Here is a 17506-nt window from a genome sequence, read left to right as displayed (position 1 = left end):
GCGGTATTAATTGGAGAGGTGACACAGGCGCGATACTGGAGCGATGGCGATGAAGCGGGGCAGCTACCGGACCGGGCGCGAGCGCGTCGAACGCATCCTGGACGCCTCCCACGGGCTGTTCATCCAAGCGGGCTACCGGGCCACCTCGCTGCGCGACATCGCCGCCGCCTCGGGAATCTCCCACCCGGCACTGCTGCGTCACTTCGGCTCCAAGCAGGAGATCCTCACCGCGCTCGTCGACCGGCTCGACCGCAAGCACGGGAGCTGGCTCGCGGACGGCGCGGGCGGCGCGGAATGGCCCCTCTCCGTGGCAGAGGTGGCCCGGCGCAACGAGGCCGAGGCCGGGTGGATCCCGCTCTTCACCGCCCTGATCGGCGAGGCGACCAGCCCCGAGCACCCGGGCCACGAGCTCATGCGGACCCGCCACCGGATCAGCAAGCGGCTCGGCGTCCGACTGCTCGGCGGCCTCGGCGGCGACGAACGATCGGTGAAGCTCGCCGCCCAGCGGCTCGGCGCAGCGTGGGACGGCCTGCAGATCCTCTCCTTGTACTTCCCCGGCCGGATCGACATCCCCGGCCTGCTCGGCGCCTACCAGGACGACTTGACGAGGCACGGGATCCCCGCCGCTCCCCCGCCCACGGTGCGTCCGCCCGACGCCCCGCCGACCGAGGAGGCGGCCACGCGGCCGGCACCGGCGCCGCGTGTCAGGGCGTTCGAGAGCGCGGCCCGCCTCTACGCGGCCCATGGCTACTACGGCACCTCGATGCAGGCCGTGGCCGACGGGGCCGGCCTGACCAAGGCCGCGCTGGTGCACATCGCCCCGACCAAGCGCGCCCTCCTCGACCTGGTCATCGCCGAGCTCACGACCCCCGCACCGGACGAAGCCGACCCCGGTAGCCGACTCGCGGCGCTCCTGGCCCGCCCCCGCTGGCAGGCCGCCGCGGAGATCGTGCTCATGTGCGAGGCCACCACGCCCTCCCATCCCGCGCACGCCCTGATGACCGGACGACTCGAGTACAGCCTCTCCAGCATCGAGCGCGACCTTGCAGCGGTTGGACCGGCAGCGCGGGACGAGGTGCGCACAGCGGCACAGTGGCTCCTCGCGCTCGCGCTCGGAGGGCTCATCGCCTGGCTCTACGAGCCCGAGGACGTGGAGCTGGGCACCCTCATCGAGGACGCGATCCCGCCCCGCCCGCACGGACGTATCGCGCGCGAGCCGCTCGCACGCTGACACCGCGGCGCCCGGCGGCCGTCCCGGACGGGAAGCACCCGCCCACGACGCCAGCCGTACCGGGGGTGCCCGCACCCGCCCGAGATGCTCCGTCGGGTAGTCCCCGGTGCCATGGTGTGGGCGGTGAGAACACCAACTGGGCGTCCGACCTTGCCGTTTGGAGATCGGGAGAGGCTGGATCGAGTGTGACGGTGATCGCTTGCAGGTCGTGTCGATCTTCGAAACGGTGCGTGTGCTACGTTCCGTGGTCCAGCCGAAGACCGGCGACCTCGGCAGCGCGCCGACGCTCCGGGGCCCGGCAGGTTCCGTGGTGCGGGTGGAGGCGCGGTCGACCGTCGACGGGGCCGACTGCTCGGGCTGTGGGGCCCGGTCGAACCGTGTGCACGGCTCCTACGGGAGGACTCTTTCGCTGCCACGGGGGCGACTTCACACTCGCCTGGTATTGGAACCACTTCCACCATTGGCATGGCTTCCAGTAGTGTCCGTGACGGCGAGTCGCGTTGTTGTCCGAGCGCCAGGCCGCCACAACTGCCTTACGACGGAGGGGCATTGGGGTGAGCGGCGAAGCGGTCGAGGAGAAGTCGAGAGCCGCCGGGAATCTGACCTGTTGCGCCTGGTCGCGCTGAAACGCCTGAGATTGGTACCCCGGCTCGCGGCACCCGCGAATGCCCGGCGATGTGCACTCACCTTGGAGATCCTGTGGCCGATCAGGGAAGTACGGGGAAGTCAGCCGAGCCGGGTCCGGTGCGCGGTGCGGCGGTGGCCGCGGTGTGCGTGGTGGTGGCCGGGGCTCTCACCACCGCGTCGGGGACGTGGTTCTCGCCGCAGTGGAAAGCGGGTTGGCTGATCACGGGCCTCGGCCTCGTCGCGGTGGCCGTGGCGTGGCCCCGGCGCATATGCGAGGTGCCGGCCGACGAGGTGAAGAGGCGGGCGACCGCCGTCCTCGCCTTCGTCTGGGTCCTGATGCTGTGCGTCGCGGCGGTGGCCTTCGCGCTGACCGTCAGCGTCTGGTTCCACGGCCGTGAGCTCGACGACACCGCGACGCTTCGTGTCCAGGCCCTGACGGTGGAGTGCGAGGACTCCGGCAAGCACGGGCAGAAGTGCCACTACTCCTACGTCGTGAACGGGCGGGAGTACCTCGGCGACGGCAACTTCGGGGGGTCTCTTCCCGTGACGTTGCGGGTCGACCCGGCCCACCCGGGAGACCTGGGGAGGGCGGACCAGGACTACAAGCTCCTGTGGGTCGGCATCGTGCTCTCCGCGCTGACGGCCGCGGGGGCGGCGTGGGGGCTGGTGGACGGTGAACGGGACCTCGCTCGGCTTGGTCGCGACGGTTACGCACCTGAGCCGGAGCAGGATGCGCCGGAGGCACGGAGCGTGGCCGAAGCGGAGGGGTTCGGTTCGTTCGTCGCCAGGAAGAAGATGCCGGGCAGTGCCGTTTTCGTCGGCGGGTGCATGGGCGCGGTCCTGCTCATCGTTTTCGGGGTCGCCCTGGTGGCGGCCACCGGCTTCGGGTCGGCCCCGAGCCTGGTGGGAGTCGTCCTCCTTGTCGCGGCGGTGGCCGTCGTGGTGCTCACGGTCCGACGCGACAGACGCGACACCGCCAGGGCGCCCATCGTGTACGGGTACGAGTCCGGCATGGTCATCGCCTCCGAGCGGGGATGCGAACCCCATTCCTGGCAGGACGTCGTCCCCTTCGAGTTCATGCAGGCCCTGAGGAGCAGCAGTGGCCACGGGAGCAGTTCACGAACCTCCTACCACCGCTGCCTGGAGCTGCGTTCCCCCGCCGGCACCAAACTGCTCGGATTCCTCGGGCAGCGGGAGGTGGACCGGTTCGCCGAGCTGCTCGCGGCCTACGAAGTCCCGCGGACCCAGGAGCGACTCGACCGGGGAGAGTCGGTCACCTACGGCCAATTCACCCTGAGCGCCGCCGCGTTGACCGTCGACGGTACGGCGTACCCATGGCGGGACATCCACCACGTCACCACGGCCGACCATGAGGTCGGCGTCGTCCTCCGCACCGGGGAAACGATCTCTGCGTTGCCCGGCGAGACGCCCCACCTTCGCGCCCTCCGCAGCCTGATGGCGCACCGGATCCGGAACGGCGGATCCCTCACGACCGAAGCCGAAGGCGAGCCGGGTGGGGGCGCCCACTCCTGACCGGCCCGTCCGAGGCGACACCATGCAGGAAGGAGCGGGTCCGGACCCCGCGAGGACAGCCGGCGAGGAGTGGGCAGGGCTTGATGAGTGAAGCAGAGGAGGGCACGCCGGCCATGCCGGACCCGACCTCGGGCGGGATCGATCCCAGGTTTGCCGCGGTCGATGCCGCCCTCGATCGGGGCGGCCCCGACGCCGGGACCGAGGTGATCGAGCTGGTCTTCGCGAGCGACGACTTCGAGGCTGTCGCGGCGAGGGTCGAGCGTGCTCTGGGAGCCGACCGGTTCAAGGTTCGGCAGCTGGCTTGCGTGGCCGCAGGCGACCTCGCCCGAACTTCGGGCCGTCTGACTCCCGGCATCTACGCGGCGCTGCGAGCGGAAGGACTCGGCGGGGTGGCGGACACGGCAATCAGGGACGCTCTGACCTTCATCCCGTTCCGGCAGCTGTCCTGGTGGTTCCGATGGACCTGGATCCGGCTGACCGTACTGGAGGGGATCGAAGGACGATGGCTGCGCGCCGTCGACGCCGTCGAGACCGCGCGTGATGCCTGGCGGGCCAGGTAGTCAGGTCCGGACACCCTGGGTGGCCGGGCCGCCGGTGACCCGGCAGGCCGGAGGCGTGGGATTCGCTCCGGGCAGGGCGACCCTTTCGAAGAAGTCGCGGGTGAGGAGTACGTCCGCTACAAGCCCGGATTCTCTGGGACGAGGCGGGGCGGGGCGCAGGGCCGGGGCACGGTGGGGTGCGCGGTCGGCTGCCGGGTTCCGGTGCCGGTGCAGCGCGGTGTCGGGCCGGACCGGCAGTCGCTTCCGACGCGGCACCTGCGCGGGCAGACCCGGTGGCGGTGCGGCGGGCCGCGTGCCTGACTGTCCTTCCGGTTGCCGCCGGCCGGGGTGGCCGGCGACAGTGCGGGGAGGGGCTGTGCGAGGCTGTAGTAGTCGGCCATGAAGCGGGTGATCTGGTCGGTGTGGTCGGTGAGTTCGGGCAGGTGGAGGGTGATGGCTTCGCGGACTTGGCGGGCGAGTTCGCCGGTGTCCTGGGCGGCCGGGTCGACGTAGGGCTCCAGGCGGCGGACGAGTTCGAAGCTGCTGGAGATGTCCACGGCGCGCATGGCCTTCTCCAGGCCGAAGCGGGGTGCGTCGGCGGGGATCACTCCGGGGAGTTTGCGGCTGACGAAGGTGACGCGGTGCAGGACGCGCCAGCACGGCGGGGTGTGTTCGCTCTGGCGGGCCTGGCACAGTGCGGCAGCCGCACTTTCTGCAGGACCAGCCACTCCCGCAGGAAGCTCGCGACCGTGGTGCGGCGGTTCTCGTGCACTCCGCGCAGCTCGCCGTCCAGGACCGCCGCCATCTCCCGTGCGGCCTCGGCCCGGGTGGCGAACCGCCCCGTCGGCGGGTGCGGGATGCTGCAGGTGGTGGTTGGAGTGCTGTTGCTCGGCGTGTCCGGGGTCGTTGCTGGGCCTTGGGGCCATTTTGGGACCAGCTGTTATGGCCGCCGGTGGACGCATGTGAACGGAGTTGGACATCTCTGGCCGAGGTAGCACCTGGGCCTCCGTCAGGTCGCGCGAGCCGCGCGAGCAATCGTTTGGAATCAACTTTGCCTTGCGTGAAAGGAGTTGGCCGCCTGCTCGGGACTCATCGAGCAGGCGGCCAACCGGCAAGGCATTAGACTCACGGCAAGGGGGACCTGGCGTGCAATCACTGGCATCTCACGACCCGACGCACATCGGACCGTTCCGCACGGCCGGGGTGCTCGGACAGGGCGGCATGGGGCAGGTACTGCTCGGGGTGGCGCCGGACGGGCGGCTCGTCGCCATCAAGCGGGTGCACGCCGACCTCGCGGAGGACCCCGGGTTCCGCTCTCGCTTCCGGCGGGAGGTGGACGCATCCCGCCGGGTCTCCGGGGCGTACGCCGCACCCGTCATCGCCGCCGACCCCGATGCGCCCACCCCCTGGCTCGCCTCGCTCTTCCTCGCCGGGCCGACCCTCGCCGAGGCGCTGGAGGCGGGCGGGGCGCTGCCCGAGCAGACGGTGCGCCTGCTCGCTGCCGGGCTCGCGCAGGCGCTGGCGGAGGTGCACCGGGTCGGGCTCGTGCACCGGGATCTCAAGCCGTCGAACGTCCTGCTGACGGCCGACGGCGTCCGGGTGGTGGATTTCGGGATCGCTCGCGCCGCCGACCACCAGACGGTGCTCACCCGCACGGGAGCGGTGATCGGCTCGCCCGCGTTCATGTCGCCCGAGCAGGTGCGCGGTGAGCAGCCGGGGCCGCCGAGCGACGTCTTCTCACTCGGCGTCACACTCGTCACAGCCGCCACCGGCCGTAGCCCGTACGCCGGTGACTCGCCGCTCGCCGTGATGCACGCCGTCGCGCACGGCGTGCCCGACCTCGCCGCGGTACCGGCCGGGCTGCGCCGGATCGTCGACCCGTGCCTGGCGAACGAGCCGGCCGACCGGCCGACGTCCAGCCAGCTCCTGGAGCTGGTCGGCCCGCTGGCCCCGACCGGACGCCCGTGGCCGGCGAGCGTGTACGCGCAGATCGAAGAGAAGAGAAGCACCGCGGCCCGGCTCGCTCAGGCCGCGCCCCCGGTCACCCCTGCTCCGGCGGTGACCGCCTCTGTGGCCACCGCCCCCACCATGACCGCCCCCGTCGCGCCGCCCCCCGCCCCGCGCCGCCGCCCCCGCTGGCTCGTCCCCGTCATCGCGTCCTGCGTGGTGCTCGCCGCAGTGGCGGCCCTGGTGCTGACAGCCGACCCGGAAAAGGTGTACCAGGCGGTGGCCCCCGACCCCGTGCCGACACCCGGCAGCACCCCGCTCGCCGAGGTCGCCGACAAGTACACCAAGACCGTTCCCACCTGCGCGCAGGCCGACCGCAGCATCAAGGCTCCGGCCGACTTCGGCATGCCCAGCGGTAACAGTGACGGCGTGGGCCAGGAGCCCGGCCCGGACGGGCAGCAGCATCCGGCGAACTCCTGCGTCTGGAACAGCCGCGCGGGCGACGAGGTCGAGGTCTACTGGGACCTCTTCCTCTCCCGACCGGGGGGCCTCACCGGTGCCCAACTCGCGAAGCAGCATTACGAGGGCATGTACCTCGGCGCCAAGACCCCGCGCGACCCGAACCTCGGTGTCGGCGAGGAGGGCATGTGGTATGCCACCCCCGATGATGCCAACTGCGAGCTGTACGTTCGGGACGTCAACCTGGAGATGTTCATCATGGTCAAGGGCGTCCACTACCCGACGGGGGCGGTCTGCCAGAACCTCGCCAAGGACATGGCCCGCCAGGGCCTGGCGGCGGTGGCGGCCCTGTGAGCGGAGAGAACCAACTGCCCCGGCAGGCCGGACCGTACGTGCTGCTCGCCGAACTGGGCCGGGGCGGCATGGGCCGGGTGCTGCTCGGCGTCACACCGGACGGGCGCCCGGCAGCGGTGAAGCTGGTGCACGCCCGGCACGCGGCCGAGCCCGACTTCCGGGCCCGCTTCCGGCGCGAGGTGGCCGCATCCCGCCGGGTCTCCGGGGCGTACACGGCGGCGGTGCTGGACGCCGACCCGGACGCCGAACAGCCCTGGCTGGCCTCCGTGTTCGTGGCCGGCCCGTCGCTCGCCGCAGCCGTCGGGAAGGCCGGCGCACTGCCGGGACCGGCACTGCACCGGCTGGCGGTCGGCCTGACAACGGCCCTGACGGAGATCCACCGGGCCGGCCTGGTCCACCGCGACCTCAAGCCCGAAAACGTGCTGCTCGCCGAGGACGGGGCCCGGGTCATCGACTTCGGCATCGCGCGCGCGGCGGAGGGGCGGGAGACCACCGAGCTCACCGGCACCGGCTGGGTGATCGGTTCTCCGCAGTTCATGTCGCCGGAGCAGGCGGACGGCCGGGAGCTGACCGCGGCAAGCGACGTCTTCTCGCTCGGCTCGGTGCTGGTGCTGGCGGCGACCGGCCGCAGCCCGTTCGCCGGCCCGTCCGTCCTGCAGACGCTCTACAACGTCGTGCACGCCGAACCCGACCTGACCGCCCTGCCGCCGGCCCTGCACGGGATCGTCGCGCGCTGCCTGGCCAAGCAGCCGGCCGACCGCCCCGTGCCGGCCGAACTACTGGCCCTGCTCGGGCCGGTGCCCCCATCGACCGAGCCGTGGCCACCCGCCGTGCAGCTCATGGTGGCGGCGCAGCGGGCCCGCGCCGAGCATCTGCTGAGCGGCGGGGCCGAGTACCCGGCGCCGCCCACCGCGGCCGCCCCGCCGACCGCGCTGCGCACTGTGCCCGACCTCCCCGTCCCACCGCCCCGTCCCCGCGCCCCACGCCATATCAGGTGGTGGGTCGTGGGCGGGCTGCTCGCGGCCGGACTCGGCATCGGCGGCTACCTGATGCCCAGCCAGAAAGGCAGCGGCAGCGAACCGCCCGACGCCTACTACACGATGCCGACCTGCGCGCAGATGGCGCCCGTTATTCCGATGAAGGATCAGCTGCAGGCGGACAAGGGATCGGACACGAACATCGGGAACCACGCCAAGACCGAGTGTCACTGGTTCCCCGTGGCCCCCCTCAGCCAGGGCGATCCGGTCCCGGACGAGAGCGGCATCGTCTCCTGGGAGATGTACCGTTCGACCCGCGCCCAGAACGGCACCCGGGCTGCCGAACAGGACTTCGGCGGGACGGGCAACCGGCCCGAGACCGGCCTGGGCTTCGGCGACCAGGCCGACTGGCTCGACGCCACCACCACCGGCCCCAAATGCCAGCTCAACGTACGCGCAGGCAACCTGGTGATCCGGGTGTACCTGAAGCGCGACACCTACCCCGACTGCGAGGCGTCGGCCCGGGACGTCGCGAGGGCGACCCTGGCGGCCATCCCGGCGGGAGCGTGAACCGCTCCCGTGTCACCCCTCAACCTTGTTGATCCCTGCCAGCAGCTACCGCAGCGTTCCGGCTCCTGGAGGGCGTCAAGGGTTGGGGTACTTCTCGGCGTGGAGCAGCCGGGTGTGCCGCCAGGGGTCGGGCGACCGGCTGCTGCGCAACGGCCGCCAGGCTCCTGCCGGGCCCCTTTGCCCAGACCCGCGCCCAGTCCAGGCCGGCCTCGAACCGCGCGTCCGGCATCGACCACAGCATCCCGAGCGCGTCCAGCATGTCGACCCGGTGTGGCGCCGGATCACCAGCCGAAGTGCTATGTCCGCTGGTCCGCCAGTCGGCGGCTGAGCTCGCCGCCTGGGCGTTGCCCGGTGGCCTCTGCGTGTACATGCGCGCCTGTTAGCATCGCGACTCGCGCGGACTTGTGGGGGACCGTGCACGGGGAGAACGGAGCGAGATCCATGAGCGTACCTACTGAGATCTCACAGTTTCGCCTGGGCCACCGAACGAGCATGACCCGCACCGAGGGGCTGCGCAGCACGACCTATCGGTCGCAGTGGCACCTGTTCCCGCTCGGCGCGAGCCGACGCCCGGAAACGGGGTCCGTGGTTCTCGACGTAGTGTGCGGAGACTGCCGCGTTCCCATCAGGGTCGTGCTGGAATCCGAGCCGACCGCCGCGCAGAAGCAGCGGACCCGCAGCACGCTCGGCTGGCTCCTGCTCGTGGCGGGGATCGGCCTTGTTGTCATCGCTTGCCTCATCGGCGGCAGCGGCGCCGGTGCCGGCTTGGCGTGACCGGCTTGTTGGCCGTGGCCGCCAGCTTCGGCGTACGCAACGGGGCAAAGACCTATTCGGGCGTCCGCGTGGACCGCGACCAGCCCACCACCACGAACACCCCGCACCGGATCTTCGTCCGCTGACGCCGCCGAACGATGACAGGGCCTGCTCGGTGCCGCCCGGGTGTCCGCGCTGGAGGTGCGCGCCGTCACGGAGGTCAACCGAAGGCTGACCAGTGCGAACCTGAGTGATGCCAATCTGGGTGATTGGCAGGCGGCCTCGGGCACGCGTTTCACGGATTCTGCCGTGCTCCCCGCTGTGATCGGGTCGGACGAGACCATGTGGCCCGCAGGACTCGGGCCGGTCATTCGCCGCCGATCGGCGGTGGCCGCTACCGCGTGCAGGGCCCGGGAAATAGCGGAGTAGATCCGGATGTCCCTCCGATCCCCGTGAGGTGATCGTTCAGCCGCAGGTAAGGACGCGGCCTGACCGGGTGGATTCGCCGGTTTGGTCAGGCCGCCGCGACGACTGGGAGTTCGCTCCGTCGGGCTGCTCGCGGCGGGCCGCCAGGAGTTCACGGCGCCGGCCCGGGTCACCTGCCAGCGGCCCACGGCGCTCGGATGCGGATCCAGGACGACCGCCGCGCCCGCCGTCAATCTGGTGCGCCGCGCGCTCCGTCCGGCGATTTCGCGGTCCGGCCACCGACCCCGCGGAGACGGCTCTGCTGCACTTCATCAGCGGCACCATCGGAACGCCAACAGGCGTCGGACGTGCGCCAGACTCGCCCCGGGCCGGCGTCGAGCCGTCGCCCGGCTCCGGCTGGCCCCCGCCGGCGTCGAGCCGGCGCCCGGCTCCGGCGGGGGCTGGTGGCATTGTCGTTCAGGGGCTCCATCCGGGCTCAGTCATGTCGTGGGGCTCGACGGGGCGGGACCTGGCTCGTCGGACGTCTCGGCGGGTGGATGGCCACCGCCGGTGCTGCGGTAGTAGTCCCGGTAGATGATCTTGTAGAGGGGGATCCAGCGTGGAATGCGATTGATGCCCGGAATCCATGGCGCGAACGTCGGCAGCAGGAAGCCGAGCAAGATCATGAGCAGCCCGACATCGAGGTCGAGATTGGCGTTTCCGGAAGGGTTGAGCGCAGGAATCTGGTACATGCCGGCATACAGCCAGAGCCAGACCTGCCCGGGGTAGTTCCACAGTTCGTTCATGACGCCCCACTGGTCACCCGCGACGCCCTGCGCCGTCGCGATGTCGGCCCAGAGGTTGCCGTCACCGAAGAACATGGCCGCTTTCGTGGTGTTGGTGCTCAGCTGCTGATCACTGCTCTGGAAATAGCCGTCGAGGCTGCCGTTCTGAGCGATCAGCTGTTCCGCCTGGATGATCACCGGGACAGGTCCGTAGTCGCCCGGGCCCACCGTGGCGGAGGTGGGGGTGAACGTCGCGCTCGGGTCGGCCAGCGCCTTGGCGTAATTGTTGAGCCAGATCGTCTGCTGAGGCGATGCGATCCGGGTCGCCGCTGCGCCCGGTGAGAGGTCGCCGCCGGCGGCCTTGTACTGACTGACGGCCGCCGCGACGGCGGGGTCGAAGGGTGCGGCGAGCCGGGAGACCGGGGCCAGGACGAAGTCGTCGGCGGTGTTGATCGGCAGGGTCAGACCGAAGACCGATTTCGCGATCTCCGCCGGGCGGATCCCGGCGATCTCCTGCGATGCCCCGGAGGTGGTGTTGAACGGCGGGCCGTACCCGGCCGTCTTGCTCCCACCGAGCAGCTCCTGCACCGCCGTCTGGGTCAGGTCGGAGGGGTCGTTGGTGTCCCAGTACTTGGCGCTGAACGCCTGCCCGGGTGGGGAGGTCGGGCCTTTGGGATAGGTCAGACCACCGTTCGGGGAACCCCACAGGCTTGCGGCAAGTACGCACAGCAGGGCGACGACGACCACCGCGACAGTGCCCTCGGCGATGAGATCGAAGCGGCGTTCGGGGCCTTGCCAGGTGGCGAGCGCGTGGTGCTTGGTGCGAGTGGTGCCCGGCTCCTGCGCGGGTGCTGCCATCCTTGCCTCCTCAGCCCCGGACCGCGGTTCGGGCCGGCTCGTCGGGGACCTCCAGTGCTTCCGCCCCAGGTGGCGGCGCGACGCCCCTGCGTCGGATCAGGCCGATGTGCACCAGGACGATGAACAGCAGCACGGCGACGGTGACGACCATGTGCATGGTGAACTGCTGACCTGCGTTCATCACGTTCCAGATCGAACCGATGCCGAGTGCGTTGAACGCGTCCTTGGCCTGCTGGCCGATCCACTGGCTGTCCCAGTTCGTCATCATCAAGAAGCCGGTGAAAGCAGTCAGGATGCTCACAATGAAGGCGAGGACACCGGTGATCCACGTCCAACCGCGCCCGCCGCGCCAGCCCATGGTGAAGAAGCTCGTCATGAAGTGGACGGCCATGAACAAGAACATGGCCTGCACACCCCAGAAATGAATGCTGTTCATAAAAGCGCCGAAGGTGTTTGTGTGCCAGAACGACACCCCACCCAGTGCGATGATCACGCCGCTGACGACCGTGATGATGAGTGCCGCGAGCGTCAACACCCCCATGGTGTAGAGCACCGAGGAGACGAATGCCGGCTCCCGGTCGGGCAGCAACTTGCGCAGCGGGAGGTTCCGTACCAGGTAGGCCCGCAGCCACGGGCTTGGACGCTTCCACGAGAACCCTTCGGCACCCGTGGTGTTCGTGGTCGGGTCCGGTCCCCGGCCGCCCGGGGCGGCACCGCCGCCGCTCACCGGGCATTCCCGGCGGCTGCATCTCGGGAGATGACGGTCCGGCCGGTCATCGCGCGTCCTCCGGCGGCTCCGTTTTGCCGCCGGGCAGCTTGATGAACATGCCGGCAACGAAGATCAGCACGACCAGGCCCATCTCGATGAGGTTGCCGACCTTGAGAGTGAACCAACTGAACGTGGCGGCGTTGAAGCCGCCGTCGCCCACCAGGTCGAACACCGGCCCCCAGAGCTGTTTGATCATGCTTCACCTCCCTTCGACGATCGGTCGGACGACACGTTGCACCGCATGCCCTTGCCGGGCCGCAGCAGCCAGGGGTGGCCCTCTCGGAGAGGCGCAGCGGCGCGGCAGGGCCACCGAGTGAGTCGCACCGAAACTGGTGCTCAGCGAGGCTCGCGTGAGCTTGAGCCGTGTGCAAGGAACCCGCGGAAATCCCCTTGATTCTCTGGCATTTTATTCGGCGGGGACGGGCAAGAGGACTTTACTGGCCTCAATCCCTCAATCGTGTGAGAGGCGAAACCGCGACAGGGAAGAATGGACCGGATTTCCGTGGGGCGAATCCTTTCAGCCGCCTGGCGAGCGCTGTGCCAATCGGAGCAACTGGTTCGGGGCCGCTCGCACGTGCCCGTTCCACGGATTTCTGTCGCGCTCCGATTCCCGCCCCTGGTTCCGCTCGTCCAGGCGCTCGATGGCGGTGATGGGCAGCGGGGTGGGGGCCGCAGCGCCGATGGACACGGCCCCGCTCGGGAACGGGTGTGCTGCGCGTGGTGATCGCCTCGAAAGGGTCGGGCGCGTCGGTCTTGCCTCCCATTCTGTGCAGCTTCGGCGACCACCGAGCGACCACCGGCAGAGGAAGACCCATTCTGACCTGCGGTTCTCCCTTGGGAAGTGGCAAAGGGAAGGCGGACTGCGGTCGTGATCGGCAGGTGCGCCGGCATCCACTCCACCGTGGCCGCCAGCGTCCGGCGCGGCCTGCCCTGCTCACCCGTTGTCCTTTTGTCGCTGGATCACCGAAGTGTCCAACGACGATCGACCCGACAGGCGGCGACAGTGCGGGAAGTGACCCGCCGTTGCAGCGCGTCGACCTTGTCGAGGTCGGACGGTACCGCGTGCCGGGCGCGGCGGTGCGAACAGGATCACCGGGAGACGGAGGGACGCCGCTCCCACGGACGGCAGCGGTGAATCGGCACCCCGGCCGGCCCGGTCGGGACGGCCGGGGACGGACGGGAGCCTCAGGGCAGGAGCTGGATGTCGGGCAGGGTCCAGGTCTTGTCGGAGAAGGCGGAGGTCGGGCCGTAGAGGCGGAGCATGACTTCGAAGTCGGTGGAGTGAGTGGGGATCCAGTTGGTCTCGTGTCCGGCGGGTGCCTGGGGGCCGAAGTAGAGGTCGACGGTGCCGTCCGGGTTGACGGTGAGGTCGGGGTCCAGGGAGGAGCGGCTGAGTCGGTCGGAGCCCTGGATGAAGGTGTGGGTGCCGCGGTCGTAGACGGTCACCGACCAGTACTGGCTGACCGGGACGTCGGCGGTGACGGTGAGGCGATAGCTGCCTTGCCCGTCGAAGGGGTTGCCGTCGGCGTCGTCGATGGCCATCAGGTAGGACTGGCCGGTGCCGAGGTGGCGGGTGGAGAAGAAGCCGAAGGTGTAGGTGACGCCGCGGTCGTCGACGGGGTAGGCGTCGGGGATGGTGAAGCCGGCGGCGGTGCTGTCGACCAGGTCCTGCAGGGCCGGTGTGGCCCAGTGGGTGCCGTCCCAGTAGGGGGTGTCGAAGATGGCCCGGTAGCGGTTGTCGAGCCGGTGTGGGCGTCGGCGACGGCGGTGGCGAGGATCTGGGTGGTGTCGGCGTCGGGGGCGTACGGGGTGCCCTGCTTCATGCCGAGGGAGGCGAGCTGGTCGATCAGGGCGCGGTCGCGGTCGAGCCAGGGTTCGGCCTGGACCATGGTGTTGAGGGTGCCGAAGAAGGTGGTGTCGTAGCGGATGGCGGCGTTGTACGGCTGGTCGAGGACGTCGGTCCAGACGGTGGGGGTGGTGCTGCCGTCCGGGTTGTAGGGGTACAGGGCGAGGCGCTGGGCGTACTCGACGGCGTTGGCGACGGACTTGGCGGTGCCGTAGGCGCCGATGTCGGTGGTGGCGAACCTCCAGCCGTTGACGGGGTCGGGGCCGGTGTGGCCCTGGATGCGGGCTTGGCCGGCGGCGGCTGCGGCGTCCAGGTCCGCGTCGGAGAGGGCGTAGACGTTGCCGCCGGGGACGATGCCGACGGTGGCGAACTCGGCCATGGCGGCGGCGTCGTCGGGGGTGGTCGGGTTGACGGCGAGCAGGCCGCACAGGCGGTTGAAGAAGTCCCGGCCGCGGAGGGCGGCGATCTGCTGGTCGGTCGCGGTGACCATGTCGATGGAGGGGTCGAAGACGCCGTCGGGCGGCGTGTAGGAGCCGCTGTTCCAGTCGCTGAGCGGGACGAGGCCGAGCTGCTTCTGCAGGTCCTGGGCGTTGGCCTGGTCGGCGTCGTCGTGGACCTCGATGCGGCCGGCGATCCAGGCGGTGTCGGTGGGCATGGCCAGCTGCGTGGTCCCGTTCGGCACGCTGCCGGTCCAGCCGGGGCCGGTGATGACGTACACCAGGGGCACGTCCGTGGCGGCGGTGTTGGTGCTGCTGGGGTCGTGCGTGGTGTTGGTCCAGTTGTCGAGGATCTGCATGAGCCAGTAGCGGTCGGTCATCGGCGGCACGGACAGCACCATGGGCTCGGGGCCGAGGTCGAGCCAGGCGGTGGCATACAGGGTGTCCACGTTCGGGCGCACGACGGCTTTGTTGTCGGGCGTGGGCAGCGGCGAGAGACAGAACTGGTTGGTCGGCGCCTGGAAGCTGGTCGCCGTGGTGGCGTTCGTCATGACCTGCCGGGTGAGGTCCATCAGGACCAGGGGATAGCCGAAGACGTAGGCGTCCTCGGCGACGGCCGGCACGTTCGAGTCGGTGGGAGCACTCACGACGGTTCCTTCCGATCGGTGGCTGCTGGCAACGGCCACGGAGTCTAGAACGGGATCACGCTGTGTGTGACTGTGAAAACAGGCCGTGCTCACTCCGCTTCCCGGGCGACCTCCGCCGTAGGTCGGGAACATCCTGCACAAGCCGTCTCCAACGGATCCGACTCCACCCGGATCCCCATGGAGACCAGGTGATGGAGGGCGGGGCCCGTTCCGGGACGTCGGCCGGGCTCCGGCCCATGTGGGGCGTTGCCGCGCCGCAGGTGGCTGTGTCTTTCGGGGCTGCTCCGGGGTGCCACGAGGCGGGAGGAGGTCCACCTCCCACGGGCTGGCCGGATGCTGTCGCTCCGGTTCCAACGTGCTTCGACTGCACATGATGTGACGATGTGTGACATAGGTCCTGTCGGGCGGGAACAGCCAGCCGGTCCTGCAGCCGATCATCCAGGCCACCTCGCCGCGCCAGTTCGCGCTCCGGGCCGCGGAGACCTGCACTGGGGGCGGCCTCACCGTCCACGCGGACGCGACCGGAGCCGTGAACGGCACCGCGCAGATCACCGTCACGCTGACGAACCCGTCCGGGAGTAACGCGACACCGCTGCCGACCCAGCAGGGCACCGCGACCGTCAGCGGCACCCCGAGTGCCGGGCAGACCCTCACCGCCGTCCCGACCAACTGGACCGCGGGCGCCTGCCACCGGTACCAGTGGCTCGACAACGGCGCCCCGATCGCCGAGGCACGCGCCGGTACGTTCACGGTGCCGGCGAACCCGGCCGGGCACGTCTACACCGTCCGGATCACCGGACAGCTCTCCGGCTACCAGCCGCTGACGGCCACATCGCTCTGAGCCGCCGCGGACACGACTCCGGCCCCAGGTAGCGGTCGTGCTGGTCGGGATCGACCCAGTAGCGGGTCATGGAGCTGTCCCTCCGGATCAGTTCTCCGCGCCGCCTGGCGCCGCTCTGTTCTGACGGATCGGCAGAAGTGCCCGGCGCGCTTCTTGTCCGTCCATCGGAGAACTCCTGAGAGGGGGTGAATGTGCGGGCGTGTCCGGCCTGACTTCTCGACGCCGTTCGGGTGCGACCCAAAGACTGATGCCGGCCTGGCCAACGACGACGGGAGCAGCTTGTGAGCATCATCGGGACGTGGAACCTGGAGAACTTCTGCCGGCCGCTGCCGGCGGGCGCCGCACCCGACGCCAATAAATGTGCCGCGAAGGATCAGGCGACGTACGACGCGAAGGTCGATGCACTCGCGGGGGTGATCAGCGATCTCGCGCCGGATCTGCTCGGTGTGCAGGAGGTCGGCAGCCAGGAGGCGCTGGACGATCTGGTGGCCAAGCTCCCGGGTACGTGGCACACCGCCATCTCGGACCACCCCGACGTTCGGGGCATCCGGGTCGGTGTCCTCAGTCGCTGGCCGCTTCTGGACGTTCAGCAGCGCGTGGCGTTCCCGGCACATCTCGGGGCGGTGCAGGTCGGTGACGACGGCAGCACGATCGGCGAGATGGGCCGTGGCGGCCTGGCCGTACGCGTCGAACCGGCGCCGGGGCAGAGCCTGAACGTGGCAGTCTGTCACCTGAAGTCGAAACTGCTCACGTTCCCGGGCAACCAGCACAGCACCAACGACGAGGGCCTGCGGGCCCGGTTCGCCGCGTACGCGCTCTTCCGCCGCGCAGCGGAGGCCGTCACGATGCGGGACCTCGCCGATCAGCTGCTGCAGGGCGACGGCACCAACCGAGACGTGATCGTGCTGGGCGACTTCAACGACGGCTGGGAGGCCGCCACGACCCAGATCCTCTACGGGCCTCCCGGATCGCAGATCGGCACCAGCGGCTTCGACCACCCCGACCAGGGTGACGCGAAGCGGCTGTGGAACCTCGCCCCGCACATCCTGGAACAGGGAGGCTTCTCCCGGATCTTCGAGGGTCAGCCGGAACTCATCGACCACATCCTGATCAGCCACTCGCTGCTCGCGAAGTTCGACAAGGTCTCCACGGGCAACGGCAAGCTCCCGAGTGTGACAGGCGCACGGCCGGCCGCCCCGCACGGCAAGCCCTCCGACCACTCGCCGGTGACCGCCACGTTCAACCTCTGAGGGGGCGGTTCGTGAGTTGATGTCCGGTTCGGGATGAGCTTGGGGTGGGACTTCCGGTGGCCGGCGTTCGGTTGGCTACTGCTTCGTGGTGAAGCAGCCGATGTCGATCTCGGTGAGGACGTCAAGCTTGACGAGGCGTTTCGGCTTGGCCCGGGTGCCTTCGATGGTCTTCGGCAGGAGTTCGTGGTCGAGGGCTTCGCAGACGTCACGGGCCCGGAGGGGGCCGGGCGCCTCGTGGAGGACGGTGAGGATGCGCGGGTGGTCCGGGTGCTTCGGCAGACCGGGCGAGGAGGGGCGGGTCGGGAGGCGGTCGGCGAGACCTGGAGGCGGAGGAGGACGGGCGGTGCTCGTACTCGCGAACCAGGCGCCGGTGCAGTATCAGGATCCCGTAGGCGAGCCCTGCTCGTTCGTCAAGTCGCTTGGGTAGGGCTTGCGTTCACTCGTGCCACCACCCCAACAGGGCACCGCTCCCGGGACGGTCGGGCTCCGGCCCTCTCCGTCCTCTCGGGTGTTCCTCGGACGGCTTCCTGACGCGACGACATACGGTCAGGCCGGTCGGCCACCCAATCCGTGACGAGGTAGCGGGGGGGGGGCGGCCTGATCGGTGGTCTATCCGTGAGATCGGCGGCCTTGGCCGGGGAGACCGCCGGAGAGCGCCCGCACACTGGACGAGTCCGG

Annotated in this window: 15 protein-coding genes; 9 read left to right on the top strand and 6 right to left on the bottom strand. The window is 70.2% G+C overall.

Annotation, left to right across the window (positions count from 1 at the left end; all coding sequences use genetic code 11):
* Positions 1-43: 43 nt before the first annotated feature.
* The 3 genes from ACFV18_RS01970 (at position 44) to ACFV18_RS01960 (ending at position 3951) form a co-directional block, all read left to right on the top strand.
* Positions 44-1231 carry a TetR/AcrR family transcriptional regulator gene (locus ACFV18_RS01970; protein ID WP_380478231.1) on the top strand — a complete coding sequence of 396 codons (1188 nt, stop codon included), beginning with the start codon at positions 44-46 and terminating at the stop codon, positions 1229-1231.
* A 744-nt stretch (positions 1232-1975) separates the two neighbouring features.
* The gene (locus ACFV18_RS01965) at positions 1976-3391 is read left to right on the top strand and encodes a hypothetical protein (RefSeq protein WP_380478230.1); all 1416 of its coding nucleotides are present in this window, start codon (positions 1976-1978) and stop codon (positions 3389-3391) included.
* 83 nt (positions 3392-3474) lie between these two features.
* Positions 3475-3951 carry a hypothetical protein gene (locus ACFV18_RS01960; RefSeq protein WP_380478229.1) on the top strand — a complete coding sequence of 159 codons (477 nt, stop codon included), beginning with the start codon at positions 3475-3477 and terminating at the stop codon, positions 3949-3951.
* A gap of 116 nt (positions 3952-4067) precedes the next feature.
* Here ACFV18_RS01960 and ACFV18_RS01955 read toward each other — a convergent pair whose 3' ends face one another.
* Positions 4068-4658 carry a hypothetical protein gene (locus tag ACFV18_RS01955; RefSeq protein WP_380478228.1) on the bottom strand — a complete coding sequence of 197 codons (591 nt, stop codon included), beginning with the start codon at positions 4656-4658 and terminating at the stop codon, positions 4068-4070.
* 418 nt (positions 4659-5076) lie between these two features.
* On the opposite strand from ACFV18_RS01955, the gene ACFV18_RS01950 reads away from it, so the two are divergent.
* From ACFV18_RS01950 to ACFV18_RS01935, 4 genes are all read left to right on the top strand, one after another.
* Positions 5077-6690 carry a serine/threonine-protein kinase gene (locus tag ACFV18_RS01950; RefSeq protein WP_380478227.1) on the top strand — a complete coding sequence of 538 codons (1614 nt, stop codon included), beginning with the start codon at positions 5077-5079 and terminating at the stop codon, positions 6688-6690.
* Positions 6687-8237, top strand: a complete 1551-nt coding sequence (locus ACFV18_RS01945) for a serine/threonine-protein kinase (protein ID WP_380478226.1) — start codon at positions 6687-6689, stop codon at positions 8235-8237. Before ACFV18_RS01950 ends, ACFV18_RS01945 begins: the two co-directional genes overlap by 4 nt.
* 492 nt (positions 8238-8729) lie before the next feature.
* Positions 8730-9011 carry a hypothetical protein gene (locus tag ACFV18_RS01940; RefSeq protein WP_380478225.1) on the top strand — a complete coding sequence of 94 codons (282 nt, stop codon included), beginning with the start codon at positions 8730-8732 and terminating at the stop codon, positions 9009-9011.
* On the top strand, positions 9008-9136 hold the full coding sequence (locus ACFV18_RS01935; RefSeq protein WP_380478224.1) for a hypothetical protein: 129 nt from the start codon (positions 9008-9010) through the stop codon (positions 9134-9136). Before ACFV18_RS01940 ends, ACFV18_RS01935 begins: the two co-directional genes overlap by 4 nt.
* Positions 9137-9895: 759 nt before the next feature.
* Here the strand turns inward: ACFV18_RS01935 and ACFV18_RS01930 are convergent.
* The 5 genes from ACFV18_RS01930 to ACFV18_RS01910 all read right to left on the bottom strand — a co-directional run bounded on the left by ACFV18_RS01930 (position 9896) and on the right by ACFV18_RS01910 (position 14737).
* Positions 9896-11038, bottom strand: a complete 1143-nt coding sequence (locus ACFV18_RS01930) for a hypothetical protein (protein ID WP_380478223.1) — start codon at positions 11036-11038, stop codon at positions 9896-9898.
* Positions 11039-11048: 10 nt separating this feature from the next.
* Positions 11049-11765, bottom strand: coding sequence for a cytochrome b N-terminal domain-containing protein (locus tag ACFV18_RS01925; RefSeq protein ID WP_380478222.1), 717 nt, complete (start codon positions 11763-11765; stop codon positions 11049-11051).
* A gap of 46 nt (positions 11766-11811) precedes the next feature.
* The gene (locus ACFV18_RS01920) at positions 11812-12003 is read right to left on the bottom strand and encodes a hypothetical protein (RefSeq protein WP_380478221.1); all 192 of its coding nucleotides are present in this window, start codon (positions 12001-12003) and stop codon (positions 11812-11814) included.
* 989 nt (positions 12004-12992) lie between these two features.
* Positions 12993-13349 (bottom strand): DUF1214 domain-containing protein, encoded by a 357-nt coding sequence (locus ACFV18_RS01915; protein WP_380478220.1) that lies wholly within the window; start codon positions 13347-13349, stop codon positions 12993-12995.
* A complete protein-coding gene (locus ACFV18_RS01910; protein WP_380478219.1) occupies positions 13349-14737 on the bottom strand; it encodes a DUF1254 domain-containing protein in 1389 nt (462 codons plus the stop codon). The genes ACFV18_RS01915 and ACFV18_RS01910 overlap by 1 nt, the downstream gene beginning before the upstream one ends.
* Positions 14738-15266: 529 nt before the next feature.
* Between ACFV18_RS01910 and ACFV18_RS01905 the strand changes: the two genes are divergently transcribed.
* Positions 15267-15578, top strand: coding sequence for a hypothetical protein (locus tag ACFV18_RS01905; RefSeq protein WP_380478218.1), 312 nt, complete (start codon positions 15267-15269; stop codon positions 15576-15578).
* 281 nt (positions 15579-15859) lie between these two features.
* Positions 15860-16828 carry an endonuclease/exonuclease/phosphatase family protein gene (locus ACFV18_RS01900; protein WP_380478217.1) on the top strand — a complete coding sequence of 323 codons (969 nt, stop codon included), beginning with the start codon at positions 15860-15862 and terminating at the stop codon, positions 16826-16828.
* Positions 16829-17506: the final 678 nt, after the last annotated feature.

Source organism: Kitasatospora sp. NPDC059673 (assembly GCF_042734215.1).
Classification (GTDB): Bacteria; Actinomycetota; Actinomycetes; order Streptomycetales; family Streptomycetaceae; genus Kitasatospora.
Note: the sequence above shows the minus strand (reverse complement) of the source record. Positions and strands in the feature narration are given on the sequence as shown.

Bases quoted from the DNA above. Each gene is read 5' to 3' on its own strand.
- ACFV18_RS01970 (WP_380478231.1), top strand. From the start codon at position 44: ATGGCGATGAAGCGGGGCAGCTACCGGACCGGGCGCGAGCGCGTCGAA.
- ACFV18_RS01960 (WP_380478229.1), top strand. From the start codon at position 3,475: ATGAGTGAAGCAGAGGAGGGCACGCCGGCCATGCCGGACCCGACCTCG.
- ACFV18_RS01940 (WP_380478225.1), top strand. From the start codon at position 8,730: ATGACCCGCACCGAGGGGCTGCGCAGCACGACCTATCGGTCGCAGTGG.
- ACFV18_RS01930 (WP_380478223.1), bottom strand. From the start codon at position 11,038: ATGGCAGCACCCGCGCAGGAGCCGGGCACCACTCGCACCAAGCACCAC.
- ACFV18_RS01920 (WP_380478221.1), bottom strand. From the start codon at position 12,003: ATGATCAAACAGCTCTGGGGGCCGGTGTTCGACCTGGTGGGCGACGGC.
- ACFV18_RS01915 (WP_380478220.1), bottom strand. From the start codon at position 13,349: ATGGCCATCGACGACGCCGACGGCAACCCCTTCGACGGGCAAGGCAGC.